General features: G+C 70.5%; 16 protein-coding genes, 1 tRNA gene and 1 pseudogene. 7 read left to right on the top strand and 11 right to left on the bottom strand.

From position 1 onward, the window contains the following. Positions 1-650: cobalt-precorrin-6A reductase (locus ABT367_RS32735; RefSeq protein ID WP_352256900.1), on the top strand; the 650-nt coding region annotated here is incomplete at its 5' end. Here the strand turns inward: ABT367_RS32735 and cobF are convergent. Beyond that, on the bottom strand, positions 616-1380 hold the full coding sequence (cobF, locus tag ABT367_RS32730; RefSeq protein WP_352256899.1) for a precorrin-6A synthase (deacetylating): 765 nt from the start codon (positions 1378-1380) through the stop codon (positions 616-618). The genes ABT367_RS32735 and cobF overlap by 35 nt on opposite strands. 4 nt (positions 1381-1384) lie before the next feature. Beyond that, positions 1385-1903: a DUF309 domain-containing protein gene (locus tag ABT367_RS32725; protein ID WP_352256898.1), complete on the bottom strand. Its 519-nt coding sequence runs from the start codon at positions 1901-1903 to the stop codon at positions 1385-1387. An 85-nt stretch (positions 1904-1988) separates the two neighbouring features. Between ABT367_RS32725 and ABT367_RS32720 the strand changes: the two genes are divergently transcribed. After that, positions 1989-2062 (top strand) — tRNA-Pro (locus ABT367_RS32720). A 136-nt stretch (positions 2063-2198) separates the two neighbouring features. On the opposite strand, the gene ABT367_RS32715 is transcribed toward ABT367_RS32720, so the two are convergent. The 3 genes from ABT367_RS32715 to ABT367_RS32705 form a co-directional block, all read right to left on the bottom strand. Next, positions 2199-4211, bottom strand: a complete 2013-nt coding sequence (locus tag ABT367_RS32715) for a TerD family protein (protein WP_352256902.1) — start codon at positions 4209-4211, stop codon at positions 2199-2201. 144 nt (positions 4212-4355) lie between these two features. Further along, positions 4356-6101: a cellulase family glycosylhydrolase gene (locus ABT367_RS32710; RefSeq protein ID WP_352256897.1), complete on the bottom strand. Its 1746-nt coding sequence runs from the start codon at positions 6099-6101 to the stop codon at positions 4356-4358. A 73-nt stretch (positions 6102-6174) separates the two neighbouring features. After that, on the bottom strand, positions 6175-6897 hold the full coding sequence (locus ABT367_RS32705) for a FadR/GntR family transcriptional regulator (RefSeq protein ID WP_352256901.1): 723 nt from the start codon (positions 6895-6897) through the stop codon (positions 6175-6177). Between the two features lie 164 nt (positions 6898-7061). Here ABT367_RS32705 and ABT367_RS32700 point away from each other — a divergent pair, with 164 nt between their 5' ends. The 5 genes from ABT367_RS32700 (at position 7062) to ABT367_RS32680 (ending at position 14188) form a co-directional block, all read left to right on the top strand. Continuing rightward, entirely contained in the window at positions 7062-8516 is a 1455-nt protein-coding gene (locus ABT367_RS32700; protein WP_352256896.1) for an Nramp family divalent metal transporter, read from the top strand. A 54-nt stretch (positions 8517-8570) separates the two neighbouring features. After that, positions 8571-10313, top strand: coding sequence for an IlvD/Edd family dehydratase (locus ABT367_RS32695; RefSeq protein ID WP_352256895.1), 1743 nt, complete (start codon positions 8571-8573; stop codon positions 10311-10313). A gap of 125 nt (positions 10314-10438) precedes the next feature. After that, positions 10439-11617 carry a fumarylacetoacetate hydrolase family protein gene (locus ABT367_RS32690; RefSeq protein ID WP_352256894.1) on the top strand — a complete coding sequence of 393 codons (1179 nt, stop codon included), beginning with the start codon at positions 10439-10441 and terminating at the stop codon, positions 11615-11617. A gap of 118 nt (positions 11618-11735) precedes the next feature. After that, on the top strand, positions 11736-12548 hold the full coding sequence (locus tag ABT367_RS32685) for a cyclase family protein (protein WP_352256893.1): 813 nt from the start codon (positions 11736-11738) through the stop codon (positions 12546-12548). Then, positions 12545-14188, top strand: coding sequence for a thiamine pyrophosphate-binding protein (locus ABT367_RS32680; protein WP_352256892.1), 1644 nt, complete (start codon positions 12545-12547; stop codon positions 14186-14188). The genes ABT367_RS32685 and ABT367_RS32680 overlap by 4 nt, the downstream gene beginning before the upstream one ends. A gap of 65 nt (positions 14189-14253) precedes the next feature. On the opposite strand, the gene fusA is transcribed toward ABT367_RS32680, so the two are convergent. The 6 genes and pseudogenes from fusA to ABT367_RS32650 all read right to left on the bottom strand — a co-directional run. Then, on the bottom strand, positions 14254-16245 hold the full coding sequence (gene fusA, locus ABT367_RS32675; protein WP_352256891.1) for an elongation factor G: 1992 nt from the start codon (positions 16243-16245) through the stop codon (positions 14254-14256). A gap of 381 nt (positions 16246-16626) precedes the next feature. Next, positions 16627-17280 (bottom strand): hypothetical protein, encoded by a 654-nt coding sequence (locus tag ABT367_RS32670; RefSeq protein WP_352256890.1) that lies wholly within the window; start codon positions 17278-17280, stop codon positions 16627-16629. Between the two features lie 177 nt (positions 17281-17457). Then, positions 17458-18549: a mechanosensitive ion channel family protein gene (locus ABT367_RS32665; protein WP_434975591.1), complete on the bottom strand. Its 1092-nt coding sequence runs from the start codon at positions 18547-18549 to the stop codon at positions 17458-17460. Positions 18550-18866: 317 nt separating this feature from the next. Beyond that, positions 18867-20924 (bottom strand): phosphocholine-specific phospholipase C, encoded by a 2058-nt coding sequence (locus tag ABT367_RS32660; protein ID WP_352256888.1) that lies wholly within the window; start codon positions 20922-20924, stop codon positions 18867-18869. Positions 20925-21087: 163 nt separating this feature from the next. Further along, on the bottom strand, positions 21088-21978 hold the full coding sequence (locus ABT367_RS32655) for a hypothetical protein (RefSeq protein WP_352256887.1): 891 nt from the start codon (positions 21976-21978) through the stop codon (positions 21088-21090). Continuing rightward, positions 21978-22588 (bottom strand): annotated as a pseudogene (locus ABT367_RS32650) (SPFH domain-containing protein); the annotation flags it as partial. The pseudogene ABT367_RS32650 and the gene ABT367_RS32655, both read right to left, overlap by 1 nt.

Raw genomic sequence — 22588 nt, 5'->3', positions numbered from 1 at the left:
CCGCCCGCATCGACGGCGGGCTGCGCACCGGGGGCTTCGGGGGAGCCGCGGGGCTCGCCGCGTGGCTGCGCGAGGAGCACGTGGACGCCCTGATCGACGCCACGCACCCCTTCGCGGCGGTGATCAGCGCGCACGCGGTCGAAGCGGCGGCCCGCTGTGCGGTGCCCGTGCTGGCGCTGCGCCGGCCCGGCTGGAGCGCGGGCCCCGGTGACGTATGGCATGACGTGCGCTCACTGCCCGAAGCCGCCGAGCTGCTTCCCGAGTTGGGACGCCGGGTGTTCCTGACCACCGGGCGGCAGCGTCTCGCCGCCTTCGCCGGGCTCCCGGGCCACTTTCTCGTACGGTCCGTGGAACCGCCCGAGCCGCCCATGCCCGCCGACACCGAAGTGCTGCTCGCGCGGGGGCCGTTCACCGTGGCGGACGAGCTCGAGCTGCTGCGGACGCACCGTGTCGACGTCCTGGTGACCAAGGACAGCGGCGGCGCGGCGACCTCGGCGAAGCTTGTCGCGGCGCGGGAGCTGTCCGTCCCCGTCGTCGTGGTGCGCCGCCCGCCTGTGCCGGTGGGGGTGCCGTCGGTGCCGGACCTCGCGGGGGCGCTCGCCTGGCTGCGGGCGTTCAGCCCTGGCGCCGCAGCAGATACGTGTCCATGATCCAGCCCTTGCGTTCGCGCGCCTTCGCCCGCAACTCCTCGATCCGCGGCCCCGCTTCGGCGATCGGCCCCGAGACGAGGATCTCGTCCGGCGTACCCAGGTAGGCACCCCAGAAGATCTCCAGATCCTCCTCGGCGTACGCCCGGAACGACTGGTGCGCGTCCAGCATGACCACCACGTCGTCCACCCCCTCGGGGAACCCCTCCGCGAGCCGCCGCCCGGTCGTGATCTGCACCGGACGCGCCACGCGGTTGAGGCCCGTGCGGTGCTTGGCGACCAGCGCCGAGACGCTGCTGATGCCCGGTACGACCTCGTACGCGAAGTCCGTACGTCCCCGCTCGAGGATCTCGTCCAGAATCCCCAGCGTGCTGTCGTACAGGGAAGGATCTCCCCACACCAGGAACGCACCGGTCTCGTCCTCGCCGAGCTCGTCGGCGATCAGTGCCTCGTAGATCGCGGCCCGGCGGCTGCGCCAGTCGTCCACCGCCGGCGCGTACGCGCCCCCGCTCGCCCGGCGGTCGCGCTCGGGATCGCGGGCCTCGACGACGCGGTACGAGCCCTCCGGCAGATGCTCCGCCAGCATCGCGCGCCGCAGGTCCGTGAGGTCCGCCTTGACCTCGCCCTTGTCGAGCAGGAAGAAGACGTCCGTCGCCCGCATCGCCTTCACGGCCTGCAAGGTCAGGTGGTCGGGGTCGCCCGCGCCGATGCCTATGACATGGATGGTTCGCACCCGGTCAGTCTGCCGTACGGCCTTTTGTCCCTGGCCGGGGCCTCAGGACGGGTGCCTCGCGGGCGGCGTCCACGGGTGTTTCCAGGCGCTCGACACGGCCCGCCAACTCCTCGGCCCAGGCGGTGAGTCCGGGCCCGTCGATCCCGTACGGCGGGTCGCCGAGCCCGAGCGTGCCCCGGCGCAGCAGCCGTGCGCCGCCCTTGCGGTTGCCCCGTGCGGCATGGGTGAGACCCACGGCGAGCTGGGCCAGCCCGCGCCACAGTGGCTGCTCGCTCTCGGGCCCTGACTTCCAGGCGTCCTCGAACACCTCGTGCGCATGGAAGGGTTTCCCCGCGTCGAGCAGCGCCTGCGCCTCGTCCAGCGTCTGCCGAGGCGTACGCACGACGCCCTCCGGCTGCCGCTCGACCCCCTCGGTGCCATACGGAAGCGGACGGCCCAGGCCGTCACGAGGCCGGGCATTGCGGGCACGCCCCTCCTGGTCGCGGTCGCGGTCACCTGTCGCTTGCGGATCGTGTTCGCTCACCCCTCGATTGTCCCGGGGCGGAGGCAACGGCGCAGGTCCGGGGTGAGGTATGGTTCTTTCTCGTGAGCGCGGAACACTGCGCGAACGGGACGTGGCGCAGCTTGGTAGCGCACTTGACTGGGGGTCAAGGGGTCGCAGGTTCAAATCCTGTCGTCCCGACAGTGATGTCGGTTGAATTCACAGGTCAGGGCCCGTCCTCGGACGGGCCCTGACTCGTTTCGGAAGACCCGTACGGTGTCTGCCGGTTGGTGAGGCTCTGCTCCCGGGCGGTCTGCGCCGTCCAGTCGTGGTCCGTCTACACCCCGGCGGTCGGACTCGACGCCGCACGCCGTTGACCAGGTATGCCGTCGAGATGGGCGGCCACCCGTGCGTGGAAGGCGTGGACCGCATCGTCCACGCTGCGGATGAATCCGGATTCGGTGTTTCCCCGCTGGGCGCCCATGCCCTTGAACAGGGACAGACGGAATCCGGTGATCTTCGCCCCGCTCTTCGGCAGCAGGTCGCCAGGCTCGGGACGCAGACGTTCAAGGGTCCCCCGAGGGCCGGAGGAGTCGCCCTCGACCAGCGTTTCGATGTGCAGATCGGCGGGCGCCTCGGCGAGTTCCCGTACGAGCCGTTTGGCCCAGGCCAGCGGGTAGCCCTGCTGCGGGGGCGGGATGTCGATGGAGGTGCGGATCCGGCCGGTCCGCAGATCGGCGGTGAGGGCCAGCACTCCTGCGGTCTGTTCGATGCGCAACTCGGCCCGGAGCCTGCCGTCACGGCACAGCTCCTCGGCCATCCGGGCACGGCGGCCTGCCGCGTCGACGCCGCGGCGGGCCCGCTGCACGGGCAGGACCTTGCACCCCAGCTCACCCCCGAGTCCCAACGAGACCTGCCGCACCAGGCGCTCCCAGCTCTCCACCGCCGACAGGGCGCGAGGATCGTCCTCGCAGAGCGTCTCGTCGTGGATCCCGTTGCGTACGGGGACCCACGACGGTCCCATGTTGTGGAAGCCGTGGCAGCCGGAGTTCTCATGACGTAAGTAGTGCAGCAGCTCCTCCAGGAGCCAGGCGTGCGCGGGATTGCCGACGCCTTCGTGCCGGATCAGCATCTGCGCCTGGTGGGCCACCTCGGCCCAGGAGAGATGCCACAGCCCCACCTTGTTCTTCCGGCGCTGGTCGATCTTCACCTCGACCAGCGGACTGCCTTCGAGCGCCACGTCGTTGGAGAGCGTGATGACAGCTTCGTAACCCCGCCTGGCCGCGATGTCGGCGTACGCCTGCACCTGCTCCACCTTCAGCGCGCTGCCGTTGGTCTTGGTCTCCACCACGGCCGTCCACAACTTGCCCGCGCGCTCCACCCGGATCACACCGTCCGGTCGCCGTGGCGATTCACCGTGCGGCATCAGTACCTCGGTGAAGGTCTCCATACGTCCGGCGGGCGCGCCGAACCCGGCCGTCAGCCGCCGGCCGAACTCCGGGACCTGGGCCCTCACCGCGAGCAGCACCGAAGTGGCCCGTGTCTCCCTCTCCCGGTTGCTCTTCAGAGCGGAGACCGGGAAGAGCCGCGCGCCGTGCCAGGACTCGCTCTCCGCAAGGGACTTCTTCATGGACTTGGGCCGCGTCGTCTTCTTCTTCGCCGTGCGCGGTCGCACCGGCGTGGGGACGGGGGCGGCAGCTTCGGCGGTGACAGGCGCGGACTCCGGTCGGGGTCCGCCGGTGACCGTGGGCTCGGAGGCGGCGAGTTGTTCTGCGTCCGCCTGCGGAAGGTCGCTCTGCTCGGCGGCGGCATCGTCCTCGATGTCCACGCCGTGATCGGCTGCCAGGGCTGCGAACCCGGCCTCGTACCCCTGCCCCACGGCCCGGAATTTCCATGCCGCATCGCGTCGGTACAGCTCTCCGAAGATCAGTGCGCTGACGCCGCCCGCTTCCGCGATGGTGTACCGCAGCAGCGGCTCGCCCGAGCTGTCGCTCAACGTCAGCCGGAGGTCCTCGAGTTCGTCGAAGCGGGCCGACTCGTAGCGGCTCGCCGCGATGAGGATGGTGCGGACGTCGGCGGGTATCGCGGTCAGGTCGAAGCTGATCCGGTCCTCGCTGCCCTCCCCGGTGGGGGTCTTGCCCAGCAACTGCACGCTGCCGTCCGGTGCGCAGGCGTTGTTGTAGAAGTAGAAGTCGGTGTCGCTGCGGACCTTGGCGTTCGTGTCGAGCAGCAGCACGGAGACATCGGCGTCTCCTTCACCGGTAGGGCTGACCCACCCCAGACTGACGACCACCGCATCGACGCCGCCGCCGTCGAGGCTCCCCAGCCCGACGTTTGCGCCCTTGACCATCTCGTACACGTGGTCCCCCCGCTGCTCCCGCAGGCGCGGCACCCCCTTGTCCCGGCCCTAGGCCACCAGCATATGGGGAGGAATGGTGAAAGCGATGTGGAGGCGATGTTATTGGCCGGGAAGGGGGAGCGGCTTCCGTTCACTTCAGGACGCGGACCCGGTCACCGTCCCACCCGACCTCGTCACGTAGTACGTCGTGGTCGTGCCGCTCCAGAAGTGGAAGGTCAGCTTCACGCGTCGGCCGTCCTTGAGGGAGTTGAGGTAGGCGGGTGTGAGTTCGATCGTGTTCTGTGTGTAGTCCGGGGCGAAGGCGGTGTTGAACTGCTGGTACGGGGTCCAGTCGAGCGGGCCGGCCGCGGTGCCGTCGAGGTAGGCGGACTCCATCGTCGCCAGGACGTCGCCCCGGAACCGGGTGGGGATCGGAAACGTTGCGGACGTGCCCGAAGCGTTTGCGTGGATGGGCTTCTCGTAGGTGCGCACCTGGATCCGCCAGGGGATCCCCGTGGAGAACGCGGCGTGCAGCGTCGCGTTGACGCCGGGGGAGCGGTCGCCGGCGAGCCGGGCGAGTGCGGCCGCCTTCAGGGTGAGCTTGTTGCCGGTCAGGGTGTAGTCCCTGCCCTTGGCCAAGTCGGCGGTTCCCTGCTTCAGGCTCTTGAAGGTGGTCCCGTTGGGGTCGAGCGTGAGCGTGCGGTCCGTGACGGGGCCCGACTTCGGCAGGAAGACGGTGGCGGACGATGCCGTGCCCGAGCGTGTCGTCCAGCTCGACCTGATCTGCCGGAACAGGCCGGCGTCCTTCCACTTCAGTGCCTTGCGGTCGTAGAAGGCGCCGTTGTCCCACAGGGTCGTGGTGACTCTCCGGGTGCGTGCCGCGTGTCCGAACGCCTCGAAATACTTGAGCATCTCGCCGCGTTCGACGGCGCCGGGCCCGTGGTCGAAGCCGAGCAGTCCGTATTCGCCCATGACGACGGGGATGCCCTGGTCGACGAAGGTGTCGTTGATTTCGGTGAACGTCTTGGTCAGATCCGCCTCGACCGTGGCGTCGAAGCGGGTGACGCCCGCGTTGTTCACGCTGAACGGCCAGTAGCCGTAGTAGTGGACGGTCGCGATCAGGCGCGTGTCGTCGAGTGACTTGATCGTGGTGGCCAGGTGCCGCATCAGCTTCAGGTCCGGGGTGCAGACCTCGGTCGGCAGCATGAGCAGACGGGTCTCGTTGCCGCCGCCCGATGCGCGCACGATGCGGTGGAACACCGTGTTCAACTCGTCGAGCAGCTCGGCCTTGCGGGCGGCGTCCGCGCGGTCGAACTGCGGCTCGTTGATGCTCTCGAAGACCAACTGCGCGGGCGCGTCGCGGAACGCCGAGGCGATCTGGCGCCAGGTCGCCTCGAAGCGGGCGAGCACCTTGTCGTGATCGGTGGCCATCGCCTTGGTCCACTGCCATGAGTCGTGGTGGACGTCGATGATCACGTAGAGGCCCTCGGCGAGGGCCCAGTCCACGACCTCCTTCACCCGGTTCAGGTAGGCCGGGTCGATGGTGTGTCCGGGGGCCGCGCCTTGGTGGTCGCTCCAGGTCACCGGGACTCGGACGCTCTTGAAGCCCTGGGCGCGCACCCCCGCCAGGAGGGCCTTGGTGGTACGGGGCTGGCCCCACGCCGTCTCGTCCGGGATGGCGTCCAGGCTGTTGCCGAGGTTCCAGCCCGGCTGCATCGCGGCGACGGCGGCGCTCGCGTCCGCCGGGACCGTGGCGGCGCCGGCCCGGGGCCGGGCCTCGTCGCCGAAGGCGCCGAAGGCGGTGCCGTACGCGAGGACGCCCCCGGCGATCAGGGCCAGGGGAGTCCCGACGGCGAATCGGATCCGGCGTCGGCGGTGGCGTGGGGGGTGTTGGTTCTGCATGGCTTGTCCGTTCCTCAGCGCAAGCGGTCAGCCCCCAGTTGCCGCCGGCGCCGGATCGGTTGCCGGACGCGGCTCACGGCGCAGGCAACCCAGGCGATTCCGCGACTTCGCGTTCCGCCGCGGTGATGAGACCGGTGACCGCGGCCGCCGCGTCGGCACCACGGCCCTCGGCCACCGCATCGAGGACGGCCCGGTGGCCGGGCAGCGACGCGGCGATGGCCCCGGGTGTCTGCGTACTGATCGCGAAATGGTGCCGCAGGGCCACGTCGATGGCGCGCCCGAGGGAGCCGAGCAGGCGGTTGCCGCCCGCGGCGAGCAGCGTGCGGTGGAAGACGGTGTCCGCCTCCACATAGGCCGCACTGTCACCGCGGGCCTCGGCCTCCTCCATGTCCGACAGCGCCGCCCGCAGTACGTCGAGATGGCCGACGCCGCAGTGCTCCGCCGCGAGGCGCGCGGCCTCCGGTTCGACGATGCGGCGCAACTGGCCGGTCTCACGCAGGAGTTGAAGCGGCTCGCACTCCTGCTGCCAGCTCAGGACGTCCTCGTCCAGGTGGTTCCACTGTTCCGGGGGCAGTACGCGGGTGCCCGTACGCGGCCGCGTGGTGAGCATGCCCTTGGCGGCGAGCGCCTTCACCGCCTCGCGCAACGCGCCACGGCTGACGTCCAGTTGAGCGGCGAGCCGGTCCTCCACGGGCAGTGCAGCGCCCACCGGGTAGCCCCCCGAGACGATGTGGCGGCCGAGGACGTCGATGAGCTGCTGGTGGCCCGTCCGGCCCTTCCGCGTGATCGCCGGTATGGCTCCCGCGTGCTGCGCGGCGCCGTTGATCCCGGCGATCTCGCGTGCCTCCGCTGTTTTTTCCACGATCTTGTGCACACCCCCTGGACGACTTCATCGAATCATTCAATGATTGCCCGGCATTGTACGCGCTCCGTCACCAACGCCCCCTGGAGACGTCCCCGATGACCGACGCCGACCGCATACCCTCCCCGCCCTCACCGGCCTCGCCGTTCCCCCTGCGCACCAAGCTGTTGCCGGCCCCGGAGGTGCGGGAGCTGCCCGCACCGCCCGCGAAGACCTGGCGCATCATCGGGCCCGGCATCGTAGCGGCCGGAGTCGGCCTGTCCTCGGGCGAGTTCGTGCTCTGGCCCTACATCGCCTCGCAGGCGGGCCTGGTGTTCCTGTGGGGCGCGGTCATCGGTGTGATCACCCAGTGGTTCCTCAACATGGAGATCGAGCGGTACACCCTCGCCACCGGTGAGACCGCGGTCACCGGCTTCAACCGCTACTGGCGGCACTGGGGCCTGGTCATGGTGGTGTTCACCTACGCGGCGAACCTGTGGCCCGGCTGGGCCATCAGCTCGGCGACGATGCTCAGTTACGTCTTCGGCGGCAAACCCGCGTACATCGGCGTCGGCCTCCTGATCGTGATCGGCCTGATCCTCACCCTCGCGCCCGTCGTCTACAACGCGCTCGAGAAGATGCTCGGCGTGAAGATCCTGCTGATCGGCGGGTTCTTCATCCTCGCCCTCGCGCTCGCCGTCACCGCCACGACCGTGGGCGACCTTCCGACGGCCGTCACGGACGCCAGGTTCCCGCACGAACTGGGTGTCGCCGTGCTCATGGGCGCGCTTGCATACGCGGGAGCGGGCGGCGGACAGAACCTCGTGCAGAGCAACTGGATCCGCGACAAGGGCTTCGGGATGGGCCACTACGTGCCGCGCCTGGTGAGTCCCGTCACCGGCAAGGAGGAGGCGGCCGACGGCTCGCGGGTTGGCTACGTCTTCGAGACGAACGAGACCAACCTGGCGCGCTGGCGCCGCTGGTGGAAGTTCGCCAACCTCGAACAGGCCATCACCTTCGCCCTGGTCACCATCCTCACGATCGTCCTGTCCTCGATGCTGGCGCACTCCACGCTCTTCGGCACCGAAGGCCTCGAGAACAACGTGGGCTTCGTCCAGAAGGAGGGCGAGGTCCTGCAGGACCGCGTCGGCGACTGGTTCGGGGTGTTCTTCTGGCTGATCGGTGCATTCTCCCTGTTCAGCGCCGCGACCGGGATCGTCGACTACACCAGCCGGATGACCGCCGACGTGCTGAAGTCCACGTACATGCGCGGCACCCGGCTCACGGAGTCCCGTATCTACGCACGCCTCGTCTGGGGACTCGTCGGCGTCGGCGCGGTGGTGCTGCTCTCCGGGTTCGACCAGCCGCTCGTCCTGCTTGTCATCTCCGCCTGTGTCTCCGGCCTCATGATGTTCGTCTACTCGATCCTGCTCCTGGTCATGAACCGGACCGCGCTGCCCAACCCGCTGAAGGTGCGCGGCTATCGGGTGGCCGCCCTGGTGTGGGCGGCGCTGCTCTTCGGCGTGCTGTCCGTCCTGACGGTGCGGCAGCAGCTCGACAACCTCTTCGGCTGAGCCACACACCCTCCCGCAGGTGCCAGACCCCCGTACGTACAAGGAGTGATCCGCATGACCGACGTCCGACCCCACCCCTCCGGCCGCCGCAGCCAGTCCTGGTTCGGGGCGGAGGGGCGTGGCGGGATGCTGTACCGGTCGTGGATGCGCAACCAGGGTTTCGGGCCCGAGGTCTTCGACGGCCGGCCCGTCATCGGGATCGCCGTATCGGCCTCCGAACTCGCCCCCTGCAACGCCCACTTGACCCGCGTCGCCGAGGCGGTGAAGCGCGGGGTGTGGCAGGCCGGCGGTTTCCCCCTGGAGTTCCCCACGATGGCGACGGGCGAGACGCTGATGCGGCCCACCGCCATGCTGTACCGCAACCTCATGGCCATGGAGGTCGAGGAGCTGATCCGCGCGAACCCGCTCGACGGCGTGGTGCTGCTCTCCGGCTGCGACAAGACGACCCCGGCCATGCTGATGGGCGCGGCGAGCGTCGATCTGCCCGCGCTGATGGTCACCGGCGGGCCCATGCTCAACGGCAAGTTCCAGGGCCGCGACGTCGGTTCGGGCACGGCCGTGTGGCAGATGGAGGCCGAGGTCAAGGCGGGCCGGATGACCGAGGAGGAGTGCTTCTTCGCGGAGGGCTGCATGGCCCGCTCCAACGGACACTGCATGACGATGGGCACCGCCTCCACCATGGCGTGCATGGCGGAGACCCTCGGCATGCAACTGCCCGGCTCGGCGACCTGGCCGGCGGTCGACATGCGGCGTTACGAGACCGGGCAGGCGGCGGGCCGGCGCATCGTCGAGATGGTCGAGGAGGAGCTGCGCCCGTCGCGGATCCTGACGCGCGAGGCCTTCGAGAACGCCATCCGTACCAATGCCGCCATCGGCGGCTCGACCAACGCGATCATCCACCTCACGGCCATCGCCGGCCGGGTCGGCGTGCAGCTCGATGCCGAGGACTTCGACCAACTGGCCCGTGAGATACCGACGTTGCTGAACCTGATGCCGTCGGGCAAGTACCTCATGGAGGACTTCTGCTACGCGGGCGGACTGCCCGCCGTCCACAACGAGCTGGTGCGTGCCGGGCTGCTGCACGGCGATCAGCTCACCGTCACCGGGCGCACCCTCGCCGAGAACGTGGCGGACGCCGAACGCATCGGCGACGAGGTCATCACCCCGATCGGCACGCCCTTCCAGCCCGCCGGTTCCGGCACCGCGGTGCTGCGCGGCAACCTCTGTCCGGACGGCGCCGTCATCAAGCAGTCGGCCGCATCGCCGCACCTGCTCACGCACACCGGGGCCGCGCTCGTCTTCGACTCCCCGGAGGCGTACCACGCGGTGTGTGACGACCCGGACCTGGAGGTCGACGAGAACACCGTCCTCGTCATCCGAAACGCCGGCCCCAAGGGGTATCCGGGGATGCCCGAGGTCTCCAACGTTCCGCTGCCGACCAAGCTGTTGAAGGCCGGCGTCACCGACATGGTGCGGATCTGCGACGGCCGGATGAGCGGCACGGGTTACGGCACCGTCGTCCTGCACGTCACGCCGGAAGCGGCGGTCGGCGGGCCGCTCGCCCTCGTACGGAGCGGAGATCTCATCACCCTGGACGTACCGAAGAGGGCCCTGCATCTGGACGTGGAAACGGCCGAGTTGGAGCGCCGCCGCGCCGCCTGGGAGCCGCCCGCGCCCCGGCACGCCAGCGGGTACGCGTGGCTGTACACGCAGCATGTCGAAGGCGCCGACCGGGGCGCTGACTTCGACTTCCTGCGCGGCTCCCGCGGTCATGCCGTGCCGCGCGACTCGCACTGATCGCGTACGGACGTCAACTGATCGCGCACGGAAGTCAACTGACCTCGTACGGACGTCAACTGATCTCGTACGGACGTCAACGGAACCCGTGCAGACGCCGAGCAGCCCGACCTCTGGAGCACCCGATGAACCTCACCCCCGAGTCCGTCCTGCCCGACGACGCCGAGGACGCGCTGCTCGTCGCCCGCGTGCACGAGCCCGAGTGGGACGGGCCCTGCGTGGCGGCCGTGCGCGGCACACAGCTCGTCGACCTGACCGCCCACGTACCCACCGTCGCCGACCTGCTCGAACGCGAGGACGCGGGGAGCCTGGTAAGGGAGGCCGCCGGAGGCCGGACATGGCCGCTCGGCGAGCTCCTGGCGGCGACCGCGTCCGGCCGGCGCGACGTACCGCATCTCCTCGCACCCGTGGACCTTCAGGTGATCAAGGCCGCGGGGGTGACCTTCGCTGAGAGCCTGATGGAACGGGTCATCGAGGAGCGCACCGGCGGCGACCCGGCCCTGGCGGCCCGCACCCGGGAGCGCCTCGTGTCCTCCGTGGGGCCGGTGACGGAGGTGCGCCCCGGGTCGCCGGAGGCCGCGAAGGCCAAGGAGATCCTGCAGGCCGAGGGGCTGTGGTCGCAGTACCTGGAGGTCGGTATCGGCCCCGATCCCGAGGTGTTCACCAAGGCACCGGTGCTCTCGGCCGTCGGAACCGGTGCGCGGATCGGTGTGCTCGCCTCGTCCGTGTGGAACAACCCCGAGCCCGAGGTGGTGCTCGCGGTCGACTCCCGGGGCCGGGTGCGCGGCGCGCTGCTCGGCAACGACGTCAACCTACGGGACGTCGAGGGCCGCAGCGCCCTGCTCCTGCCGCGCGCCAAGGACAACAACGCGTCCTGCGCCCTGGGCCCGTTCCTGCGGCTCTTCGACGACTCGCGCGCGGAGGGCGGCGGGTTCGGCCTCGACCATGTACGGGAGCTCGAGGTCGCCCTCGACGTCACGGGCACGGACGGGTTCGTCCTCGAAGGCAGCAGTTCCATGCGGCGTATCAGCCGTGACGTACTCGAACTGGTGGCGGCCGTGCACGGCGACCACCACCGGCACCCGGACGGATTCGTCCTGTTCACGGGGACCCTGTTCGCGCCCACGCAGGACAGGGACGCGCCCGGCGAGGGCTTCACGCACCACGAGGGCGACGTGGTACGCATCTCCAGCCCGCGCCTCGGCTCACTCGTCAACACCGTGACGACGAGCGAGGCGGCGCCGCCTTGGGAGTACGGCATACGGCGGCTGATGCGGAACCTGGCGGGGCGCGGGGTGCTGTGACCGGGGAGGGGTGGGGGTGGTGTGTCGTGACCGGCAGAGCGAGGGCGCGGGCGTCGTGCCCGGGGAGGCGACGGCACGGGTCTTGTGCCCGGGATCGGGGCGCCCGGACGATGCACCCATGACCGAGCCGAGCTCCACCCCCACCGGATCCTCGTCCGTTCTCGCCGCCCTCGTGAGCGCCCTGCGCGGCGGCTCGATCCAAGTGCTGGATCTGACCGCGCCCCTGTCGTCGTCCACGCCGATCCTGCAGCTGCCCGAGGAGTTCGGGCAGACCGTGCCCTTCCAGCTGGAGGAGATCAGCCGGTACGACGCGAAGGGGCCCGCCTGGTACTGGAACAACTTCAGGACCGGAGAGCACACCGGAACCCACTTCGACGCACCCAACCACTGGATCACCGGCCGGGACCTCGGCGATGTGGCCTCGGTGCCGGCGCAGCAGCTGGTCGCTCCCGCCGTGGTGCTCGACTTCACCGAGGAGGCCGCCAAGGACCCCGACTTCCTGGTCGAGGTGGAGCACATACGGGCCTGGGAGGGTCGGCACGGCCCGCTGCCCGAAGGCGGCTGGCTGCTCCTTCGTACCGGCTGGGGCAGCCGGGCGGGGGAGCAGGAGGCGTTCCTGAACGCGGACGAACGCGGACCGCACACCCCCGGTCTGTCCGCCGACTGCGCCCGCTGGGTGGCCGAGGAGTCACCGGTCATCGGGCTCGGCGTGGACACGGTGGGCACGGACGCCGGTCAGGCCTTCGCCTTCGAGCCGCAGTTCCCCTGCCACTCGTACCTCATGGGCAGTGGGAAGTACGGCCTGACCCAGCTGCAGCGGCTCGCCGAACTCCCGGCCACGGGCGCCGTGTTGATCGCGGGACCGCTGCCGATCGTGTCGGGGTCCGGCTCGCCCGCCCGGGTGCTCGCCCTCGTGGAACGTACGCCGTGAAGGTCGCCGAAGCCGTCGGACGGGCGCTTGCCGCGTCCGGGATCGGGCAGGTCTTCGGGGTCGTGGGCTCGGGGAACTTCCATGTCACCAACGCGATGGTGGCGGCCGGCGCGCGCTTCGTCGCCACCCGGCACGAGGGCGGGGCCGCGACCATGGCCGATGCGTACGCCCGGACGTCGGGCACGGTGGCGGCCCTCAGCGTGCACCAGGGGTGCGGACTGACCAACGCGCTGACCGGGATCGGGGAGGCGGCCAAGAGCCGTACGCCCCTGGTGGTCATCGCACCGGAGGCCACGCAGCGGCACTCCAACTTCCATGTGGACCAGGAGGCGTTGGGCCGCGCGGTCGGGGCCCGCAGCGCCCGCGTCACCTCGGCGGCGGACGCCGTCGCGCAGACCACCGCCGCCGTGCGGGTGGCCGCACAGGAGCGCTGCACCGTCGTGCTCAACCTTCCGCTCGACGTACAGGCACAGGAAGTTCCCGACGCCGAGCGAGCCCTGGCCGCCGTCGCGCCGCCCCCGCCTCGTACGCCCGTGGAGCCGGCCGATGTGGACGTCGCCGCGCTCGCCGAGATCCTCGCGCACGCGCAGCGGCCGGTGTTCATCGCCGGACGAGGGGCACGCGGCGCCCCGGGCCGCGCGGCGCTCGAGGAGCTGGCCGAGCGGTGCGGCGCGCTGCTCGCCACCTCGGCGGTGGCGCGGGGCCTGTTCCACGGCAATCCGTGGTCGCTGGATGTCGCGGGCGGCTTCGCCACGCCCCTGGCCGCCGAGTTGATCGCGGAGGCCGATGTGATCGTGGGCTGGGGCTGTGCGCTGACCATGTGGACCACACGGCACGGCCGGCTCATCGGCGCCGAGACCACCGTGGTGCAGGTGGACGACGACCCCGCGGCGCTCGGCGCCCACCGGCCCGTACACCTCGGAGTCACCGGGGACGTGGCGCTCGTGGCGCGTCGCGTACTCGCGGCGGCCGAGGACCGGGTGGGCCATCGGACCGCCACGGCCGCTTTCGCGCTCGCCGCCCGGCCCGGCTGGCGGGACGTGCCGTACGTGGACGGCGGGACGCGCGACCGCATCGACCCGCGCACCCTGTCGATCGCCCTGGACGAGATCCTTCCCCCACAACGGGTGATCGGTGTCGACTCGGGCAATTTCATGGGCTACCCCACGATGTATTTGTCCGTACCGGATGAGCAGGGCCTGTGCTTCACGCAGGGTTTCCAGTCCATCGGGCTCGGACTCGCCACCGCCATCGGAGCCGCGCTGGCGCTGCCTGACCGGCTCCCGGTGGCCGCGGTCGGGGACGGCGGGCTGATGATGAGCGCCGTCGAACTCGACACGGTCCGCCGGCTCGGCCTGCCCATGGTGGTGATCGTCTACAACGACGACGCCTACGGGGCCGAGGTGCACCACTTCGGACCGGACGGACACCCCCTGGACACGGTCGAGTTCCCGCCCGCCTCCATCGCCGCGATCGCCCGTGGATACGGCTTCGAGGCGGTGACGGTACGCACGGTGGAGGACCTCAAGGCGGTACGGGACTGGGTGGCCGGACCGCGGACCTCCCCGCTGCTCATCGACGCCAAGGTCCTGCGGGACCAGGCGGCTTGGTGGCTGGAGGAGGCGTTCCGCGGGCACTGAGCAGGTTCCGCGCAGGGGAGACGGTTCGGCCCCGCACCCTCCGCAGAGGGTGCGGGGCCTGCCGCTTACGCCGGCGCGTACCCCACCGGTCGGGCCGTGAAGGCGCCACGGCCCTGCGTGCGGCTGCGCAACCGGGTCGCATAGCCGAAGAGTTCGGCCAGCGGCACGGTCGCCGTGACGATCGCCGTACCGGAGCGGGTCGTCGAACCGGAGACCTTGCCGCGGCGCGCGGCCAGATCGCCGAGGACGCTGCCCACCGACTCCTCGGGCACGGTGACCGTGACCTCGACGACCGGTTCGAGCAGGGTCATCCGGCAGGACCGCAGCGCCTCGCGCAGCGCGAGCCGGCCCGCCGTACGGAACGCCATCTCCGAGGAGTCCTTGGAGTGGGTCGCCCCGTCGGTGAGCGTGACGGACAGGCCCGTCACCCGGTGCCCGCCGAGCGGCCCTTCGGCGAGGGCGTCACGGCAGCCGGCCTCGACGGCCCGTACGTACTCCTGCGGCACCCGCCCGCCCACGACCGCGGAGCCGAACGCGAACTCCTGCTCCGAGGGCCGCACATCGAGCACGACCTGCGCGAACTGACCCGCGCCGCCGTCCTGTTTGACATGCCGGTATGTGAAACCGCTGACGCCTTCGGCAACAGTCTCCCGGTACGTCACCCGCGGACGGCCGACCCCGACCTCCAGCAACTGGTCGCGGCGCAGCTTCTCCACCGCCACCTCCAGATGCAGTTCGCCCATTCCGGACAGCACGGTCTGACCCGTCTCCGGGTCGGTCCGTACACCGAGCGACGGATCCTCCTCGGCCAGGCGCTGCAGCGCCGCCGCGAGCCGCCCGGTGTCACCCCGGCGCACCGCCTCCACGGCCACCGAGACCACCGGTTCGGCGACCGTCGGCGGCTCGAACACCACGGGCGTCCCGGGCGCGCACAGGGTCGTACCGGCGCGCGCGGACTTGAGCCCGACGAGCGCGACGATGTCGCCCGCGACGGCGGTCCCGACGTCCGTATGCCGGTCGGCCTGGACGCGCAGGATGCGGCCGACGCGTTCGGTGCGGCCGGTGACGGCGTCGAGCACGGTGTCCCCCTTTCGTAGCGTTCCCGAGTACAGCCGCAGGAAGGTCCTGCGGCCGGTCGTGGTCGACTGCACCTTGAACACCAGACCCGCGAACGGAGCCTGCGGGTCCCCGGTGTCCGTCGTCGCCACGTCGAGCGGCGAGGGCAGATACGCCACCACCGCGTCGAGCAGTGGCTCGATGCCGCGGTTGCGGTAGGCCGCGCCGCAGAGCACGACCACACCGTCGCCCGCGGTGGTGATCTCCCGCAGCGCGGTGCGCAGCGTCGCCTCCGTCAGCGCACCGGCCAAGCAGAACTCCTCCAGTGCGCCCGCGTGCAGTTCGGCCACCGTCTCCTCGAGCAGACGCCGACGCCGCAGCACCTCGTGGGCCAGCGCGTCGGGCACGGGCCCTTCCGTGCAGAGCTCATCGCTCCACGTCAGGGCCCGCAGTCCGACCAGGTCCACGACGCCCGTGAAGGAGTCTTCGCGTCCGATCGGCAGCTGCACCACGAGCGGCACCGCACCCAGACGGGTACGGATCGACTCGACGGCCGCGTCGAGATCGGCGCCCGCACGGTCCAGCTTGTTGACGAACGCGATCCTCGGCACGCCGTGCCGGTCGGCCTGCCGCCACACCGACTCGCTCTGCGGCTCCACACCGGCGACCGCGTCGAACACCGCGATCGCCCCGTCGAGCACCCTCAGGGAGCGCTCCACCTCGTCGGCGAAGTCGATATGCCCGGGGGTGTCGATCAGGTTGACGCGATGTCCGTCCCAGTCGCAGCTGACGGCCGCGGCGAAGATGGTGATGCCGCGGTCGCGCTCCTGCGGGTCGAAGTCCGTGACGGTGGTGCCCTCGTGCACCTCGCCGCGCTTGTGGACGGCGCCGGTCAGGAACAGCATCCGTTCGGTGACGGTGGTCTTGCCCGCGTCGACATGGGCGAGGATGCCCAGATTGCGCACGGTGGCAAGAGGGTTGGGGTTGAGGCGGATACGCATGGCCGAAGGCCTTTCGGAATGTTCCGGAAGAGGTCGGCGCGATTCACCGTGACCCGGCTGACCGACGGCACGCACGCAAGGTGTGCCGGGTGGTGGTGATGGTCAGTGCCGCGTCACGGAGTCCGGTGCGGGCCGCGCAGCCGGCACCGGAGGGGCGAGGACACGAGAAGGACCTCGAACCCGTACGGGGAGACAGAGCACGCGGTGCGGTCACGCATGACTGTCTCCTCCCTGTGAAGTCGCTGTGCCGGCACGGGATTCCGTGGCGATCACAGGTGAGTGTAGGGATGCGGGCGGGGTGCGGCACCCGAATTATCGGCGGCGCGCCCACGCGAAGAGAGGGGCCGCCGGCGTCGGCAGCCCCTCTCCCGGTCGTACGGCCTACTCCTCGAAGTACGCGTCCAGCGCGTCGTCGAGTTCACCCGTCCAGCGGGTGAGCGTGGCGCGGTCCGGGGCCTGGACCTCATTGGGGTACCAGCGGTTGCCCTTGGTGTGGACCGTCACCGTGAAGCGCTTGGCGAAGCGGGCCGTGGACTGCTCTACCGCGACGACCTCGTCCCAGCTGAAGTCGGTGGCCTGGTCGTCGAGGGTGAAGCCGATGCCGGAGGCGTCCACCGTGATGGTGCCGCGGTGGTCGCGGGCCTCGAAGACGGGGCCGTCACCGGACTTCACGGACTTGGCGAGATCCACCGGTTCGGCGGACTCCCCGGCTTCGCCGGAGACCTCGGAGTCGTCCTCCGCATCCGTCCTCTCGGAGTCGTCGTCCACAGCGGTCTTCTCGGACCCGCCGTCCGCCTCCGCCTCGGCCGCCACCTCGTCCGGGGCCCCGGCCTCGGTGTCGGCCTCGGTCTCCTCGGCGTCCGCAGCCGCCTTGTCGGGGTTCACCGACTCGTCGACCGCGTCGCTCTCCTCGCGCTCCTTCGCCCGCGCCGCGTCCCCGGCCGGCCCGGCCGGAGTGATCCCCGGGATGAAGCCGGGGTCCATCGAGGCGGCCGTGTGCAGGGGAGCGTCCTTCTGTCCTATGCGCTGATCCACGGTTGCCTTTCCTGCGAAGCTCTCGCCACTAGCCGCTCACTGTTCTCGGTGCGCAGTATGGCCGACGAAGCTGTGCCTGCGCAGTCACGGATGGGTCTCATGCGGTCGGAGTCGACCAGGAGCATGCGGTCGGAGTCGACCACGGGCATGCGATCAGAGCTGACCACGGGCATGCGATCACAGCTGACCAGGTGCCCGCATGACGGGCAGCTCCGGTGACGCCTCGCGCTGATGCGGCAGCACCGCCGAGGGGGACAGGCCGCTGGGGTGCAGCGCGACCGTACGCGCCGGGGCGGGTATCCGGATGCCCTCCGCCTGGAAGCGGCTGTGCAGCCGCTTGATGAACTCGTGCTTGATCCGGAACTGGTCGCTGAACTCGCCCACCCCGAGGATCACCGTGAAGTTGATCCGCGAGTCCCCGAACGTGTGGAAGCGCACCAGTGCCTCGTGCTCGTGGACACCGCCCTCGACCTCGGCCATCACCTCGTCCACGACCTCCATGGTGACCCGCTCGACGTGTTCAAGATCACTGTCGTAGGACACCCCGGCCTGCACCAGGATCGTCAGCTCCTGCTCGGGGCGGGTGTAGTTGGTCATGTTGGTCGCGGACAGCTGGGCGTTCGGGATGATCACAAGGTTGTTGCTGAGGTTGCGGACCACCGTGTTGCGCCAGTTGATGTCGACGACATAGCCCTCTTCGCCGCTGGACAGCCGGATGTAGTCGCCCGGCTGGATGGTCTTCGAGGCGAGGATGTGCACACCGGCGAACAGGTTGGCGAGCGTGTCCTGCAAGGCGAGAGCCACCGCGAGACCGCCGACGCCGAGCGCGGTGATCAGGGGTGCGACCGACACGCCCATGGTCTGCAGCACGACGAGCATGCCCATCGCGATCACCACGACGCGCGAGATGTTCACGAAGATGGTGGCCGAGCCCGCGACCCCGGTCTTGGCCTGCGTGAACGCCTTGATGAGGGCGGCGATCACCCGTGTCGCGGTGAGCGTCGCGAAGAGGATCAGGGCCGCCGTGAGGGACTGGTTGACGATCCCCCGTACACGATCGGTGAGCGGCAGTGCCATCGCTCCGATCGCCGCGCCCGCGATGGTCGCGGCCCAGGGGAGGAGATAGCGCAGCGCGTCCACGAGGACGTCGTCGCCGCTCCAGCGGGTGCGCTTGGCGTGCTTGCCCAGCCAGCGCAGCGTGAGGCGGAGCAGCAGGCCCGCGGCGATACCGGCGGCGAGGGCGATGCCCGCGACCACCCAGTCGTTCAAGGTGACATCGGACCTCAACGGGCCACCTCCACCGCTCGGAGTGAACCCGGAACGCCCTGGTGGGGCCGTATATGAGACGTCGTCACTTGAAGGTCACCTGCTCGGTCGATAAGGAGCGTGACGCCCTCAGCCGAACTGACGGGCGCGTTCCGAAACAAGGCGCCATCCTGCCGCATGAACCTGACGTTCCGGCACCGGCCCCCGGGATCGGCGCCAACGGCCGCCGTGCCCCGGCCAGTTCACGGCCGGATCCCGCGAAGCACCGTACGCGACGCGGGATCCGGCGTGAAACCGCAGGTCAGAGAGTGGAGATCAGGTCAGACAGTGGCGATGGCGGGATCGCTGACGCCCGCCGCGCCGGTCTCGACATGCCCCGCGAACCGCCGCAGATACCCGGCATCGGCGGAGGAGACGATGCTCACGTCGTACCAGCGCTTGGTCGCCGTGAGATCGACCGTGCGCTGGACCGTCGCACCCGCCGCGACGGGCACCGACTGGACCGCGCCGCCGTAGGCGTTGGTGACCGTGAGCGTGACGGCCGCCGACGTCGGATTGCTCAGCGTCAGGAGCAGATTGCCGCTCGCCTTGTCGTGCCGTGCCCTGACCTCCGGACCCGCCGTCTTGCCGGCGCTCTTGAAGCGGCGCAGGAAGCCGTTCGGGCCGAAGACCGTCAGATCGTGCGCACCACCCGAGTACGAGGAGTTCCAGGCGTCGGAGACGGACGAACCCGAGGCTGCCGTGTAGGTCCAGGGCCCGTCCGTGCGGTTGTCGGAGCGGACGTGGAAGCAGATGCCCGCGCCGGCCCCCGTACCGAAAGTCAGCGAGATCTTGCCGGTGGCCGTGTCCACCGCGCTGTCCACGAAGGGTTCGTACGGCAGCGGGCGGGCCGGCCGTGCACCGCGCTCCTGCTTGGGCAGGGCTCCCTTGGCCGGCGGCTTGGGCAGCAGACCGGCCGGCTCGTCGTGGTTCGGCGGCTCGAAGCCCGAGGTGTCCGGGAGTTCGGCGGGTGTGGTCACGGCGCGCCCGAAGTCGAAGGCCGAGGTCAGATCGCCCGCGACGGTACGGCGCCAGGGCGAGATGTTGGGCTCGTGCACCCCGAAGCGCTGCTCCATGAACCGGATGATCGAGGTGTGGTCGAACACCTGGGAGTCGACGTAGCCGCCCGTGCTCCACGGCGAGACCACGATCATCGGCACGCGCTGGCCCATGCCGTAATGGCCCGCCGCGTACGAGGCGTTGCCGTTGAAGTAGTCCGAGGCCGTCTCGACCGTCGACTTGCCCTGCGCGGCGGAGGACGGGACGTACGGCGGGACGACATGGTCGAAATAGCCGTCGTTCTCGTCGTACGTGATGAACAGCGCGGTCTTCGCCCAGACCGCCGGGTTCGAGGTGAGCGCGTCCAGGACCTGGGAGATGTACCAGGCGCCGTAGTTGACGGGGAAGTCCGGGTGCTCGCTGAAGGCCTCGGGCGCGGCGATCCAGGAGATCTTCGGCATCCGGTCGGCCGCGACATCGGCGCGCAGGACGTCGAAGTAGCCGTCGCCCGCCTTGACGTTCGTGCCGGTGCGGGCCTTCTCGTAGAGGGCGTCGCCCGGCTTGGCGTTACGGAAGGTGTTGAAGTACAGCAGCGAGTTGTCGCCGTAGTTGCCGCGGAACGCGTCGCTGATCCAGCCCCAGTGCCCGGCCGCGTCCAGGCCGTCCCCGATGTCCTGGTAGACCTTCCAGGAGACTCCGGCCCGCTCCAGGCGCTCGGCGTACGTCGTCCAGCCGTAGCCCAGCTCCTGGTTGCCGAGCACCGGGCCGCCGCCCGTGCCGTCGTTGCCGACGTAACCGGTGAGCATGTAGTAGCGGTTGGGGTCGGTCGCCCCGATGAACGAGCAGTGGTACGCGTCGCACACGGTGAAGGCGTCCGCGAGCGCGTAGTGGAAGGGCATGTCCGCCCGCTCCAGATACGCCATCGACCGCTCGGTCTTGGCCGGGATCCACCCGTCGTACTTGCCGTTGTTGAAAGCCCGGTGGCCGCCCGCCCAGTCATGGTCGAGCCCCGCGATGAACTGCATTCCGAGGTCCTCGACCTCCGGGTGGAACGGCAGGATCTCCTTGCCGTTCTGCGCCTGGTGCCAGACCGGCTTGCCGCTCGGGAGGGTGACGGGGCGCGGGTCGCCGAAGCCGCGGACGCCCTTGAGGGTGCCGAAGTAGTGGTCGAAGGACCGGTTCTCCTGCATCAGGACGACGATGTGCTCGACATCCTCGATCGTGCCCGCGGCGCGGGCGGCGGGCAGTGAGGCGGCCCGGGCGATGCTCTCCGAGAGCGCGGTGAGACCTGCGCTCGCACCGGCGATCTTGAGGAAGCGACGGCGATTCAGTTCAGCCATGGGTGTGGGGACCTCAGGAACTCGTGGGGACAGGTCGGTGGAGTGTTCCAAGAGACCCCGGGGAGGGAAAGAGCACGTGGTGCAGAAGTGAAAGGACGTCGTACGGATGTCCAACAGCTGCACTCGAACGGGGTGTTCCGTTTCGCCCGGTGACCTGGACGGATCACCCCAGGAGCCGCAATGCGGTGGCGGACACCCCTACCCGCACCGTCTGCCCCCACACCAGCTCCACGGCGTCCTGCTCCATCCCGTCGCCGAACGCCACGAGCCGGTCGGATTCCACCGTGAGCTCCAGGCGCGCCCCGCCGCGCAGTTCACCGGAGACGAGCGAGGTGCCCGTGGCGGGCGAGGGCCAGGCCTCCCGTACGAACCAGAGCAGCCGGCGCTCGTCCGGCGAGGGCAGCCGCAGCGCGCTGCCCCGCTCCTGCCACAGCGACCGGAGCCAGCCGGTGGCCCCCGTCCCCGTGCCGACGAGCACCCCCGAGGAGGCCTGCGCCTCCGCCGACTCGCCGCTGCCGATCCGGTAGCGGGCCGTCTGATGGCCGGGCGGACCCAGATAGATCTCGTTGAGCGCGAGCAGCCGCTGGGTGTCGTCGGCCACCGCCTCGACCATGGTCAACTCCTCGCCGCCCGCGCCTTTGTGCAGGGCGGACGCGAGCAGCTTCGCCGCGTCGGGGACCTGGTGACGCACGAGGACGCCCGGGTTGCGGCCGGGGTCGGTGTCGATCCCGATCACCGGCTGGCCGGACAGATACTTCGCGGTGTTCGCCACCAGGCCGTCCTGCCCGACCACCACGACCACGTCCTCGGGGCCGAACAGGAACCGGTCCAGGTCCGCCCGCTCCACCCGGCTCTGCCGCCAGGTGAGCGGAACAGCGGCGGCGACCTCGGCGAGCGCCGCGGCCGTACGGTGATGGCGCGCCGCGATCTCGTCGACGGACCGCCCCCGTGAGGCCAGGAAGAACGCGGCCTGGCCGTGCGTACTGTGCCGGGCCAGCAACTCGGCGTATTCCGTGGTGCGATGCACGAGAACCGCACGCGGCGCGAGCGCCATCAGCGGTCTCCTGCGGCCGGCGACCCCAGCTTGGCGAGCAGTCCCGTCACCACGTCCGGGGACAGGGTGAGGCTGTCGATCCGCGGCAGGTTCTCGGCCACGCGGGTGGCCGCGAGCGCGTGCAGCACCGCCGGGTCCGTACGGCCGTGCACCTCGAGCCAGGCGGCCTGTGCCTGCGCCCTCGCCTCGCCCACCTCGCGCGCCGCCTCGGCCTCGGCCTTGGCGATGCGCACCTTGCGGATGGCCTCCGCCTCGGTACGTACACCGTCCGCCGCGGCCTTGGTCTCGGCCTCGCGCCGGGCGTTGGTGCCGCGCTGGTCGACCAACTGCTCCTCGCGGCGGGCCAGTTCGATCTGGCTCGCGAGCTCGTTCTCGGCGATCGCCCGCTCGCGCTCCACGGCCACCGCGCGGCGTTCGTACGTGGCGCGGTCGGCCTCCTGCTGGATCAGCTCACGCGCCGGGGTGCGCAGCGCGCGCTCCACTTCGGCCTCGGGCCGGATCGCCACCACGCGTACCGCCACGACCTCGATACCGGTGGCGGGCAGCCGCGGTTCGGCCGCCAGGCCGGCGGCGATCCGCTCGCGCACCGCCGCGACGCCGTCCACCAGGG

This window comes from Streptomyces mesophilus, from assembly GCF_040300965.1.
Classification (GTDB): Bacteria; Actinomycetota; Actinomycetes; order Streptomycetales; family Streptomycetaceae; genus Streptomyces; species Streptomyces mesophilus_A.
This window is presented reverse-complemented; position numbering and strand designations above follow the sequence as displayed.